The sequence below is a fragment of the Arsenophonus nasoniae DSM 15247 genome, from assembly GCF_000429565.1.
Taxonomy (GTDB): Bacteria; Pseudomonadota; Gammaproteobacteria; order Enterobacterales; family Enterobacteriaceae; genus Arsenophonus; species Arsenophonus nasoniae.
Genome location: NZ_AUCC01000287.1, coordinates 1 through 1,109, shown reverse-complemented (window position 1 = coordinate 1,109; position 1,109 = coordinate 1). Strand labels below are relative to the sequence as shown.

At 39.7% G+C, this 1,109-nt stretch carries 2 protein-coding genes; both read left to right on the top strand.

Going from position 1 to position 1,109, the window contains the following annotated elements; all coding sequences use genetic code 11:
• Positions 1 to 367: hypothetical protein (locus G468_RS24365; RefSeq protein ID WP_034250579.1), on the top strand; the 367-nt coding region annotated here is incomplete at its 5' end.
• The gene (locus tag G468_RS0118495) at positions 346 to 1,032 is read left to right on the top strand and encodes a replication protein P (RefSeq protein ID WP_026824212.1); all 687 of its coding nucleotides are present in this window, start codon (positions 346 to 348) and stop codon (positions 1,030 to 1,032) included. The genes G468_RS24365 and G468_RS0118495, both read left to right, overlap by 22 nt.
• The last annotated feature ends 77 nt before the right edge of the window (positions 1,033 to 1,109 follow it).

The window sequence follows — 1,109 nt, the reverse complement described above, 5'->3', positions numbered from 1 at the left end:
GTCATATAGAACCAGTCATAAAACAATATTAAATAATATTAGTTGCCAACGTGAAAAATTTGCTCATCCGCCAAGTGAAAAAATTTGGCAAGATTATCTTGAGCATCGAAAAAACAAAAAAGCCAAATTGACCGAAACGGCACTTAACCGACTTGCGCAAAAAATTAACGCTGCCAACAAATTGGGATATGCAACCGACGACATACTGGCAGAATGTATGCTCAGAAACTGGCAAGGATTTGAAATTTCTTGGCTAGAAAACGGGAAACGTTCATCACAGCATGATGCTAAACCACAACTTGACTGGAATGATACCAGTTGGGCAAATGGGTTGGAGGGGATTTTATGCAATGCGTTTCAGCAGTAGTCGCTAAAATTAATCGTCAGCAATCGTTTGTTGATTCAAATAAAAACTCTAGCAATCCACCACTCATTAAACTGTTTAACCGATTTTTTGAGAGTCTGAAAGTCATTTTCCCAGCCAGTATTGTATTACTCAAAACACCGTCAGAGCTGGCTATTTTTAAACAGCAGTGGATTAGCGGATTTGCTGAAAACAATATCAATTCTGACCGTCACATCAACGCAGGTTTAAGGATTGCCAGACAACGAAAATCCCCTTTTTTGCCTTCTGTCGGGCAATTTGTTGACTGGTGTCAGCAAGGATTGGCAGAGGAATACGGGCTACCCACACCTCAGCAGCTTTGTGAAAAATTACAGGCGTACTGCCGTCAGCGTGGTTACGATGATTTTTATCGTTTTGACTATGGTTCTCATGCTAATTACTGGTTGGTGCACGAATTATATCGAGACATGATTGCGGAGTCATTGAACGCAAAACAGGTTGAGGACAGAGCAAAACATTTGATTGATGACTTAACGAAAAAGTTACTCAACGGTTATGTCATACCTAAACCAAACCTGTCACTAACGAAAAAGCGAGATTTAAAATCTGTTAGCAAAGCTGACGCACTCGATAGGATAAGAGAAATCAAAGAAAAATACGGCTTTGGGAAAATCCACCGTAGTTAATTTCAACTGGTCAAGCTACCGCCGTAAAATTCAATAACAAGCAAGAGGTTAAGATGGAAAACAAGGATAATTCAACT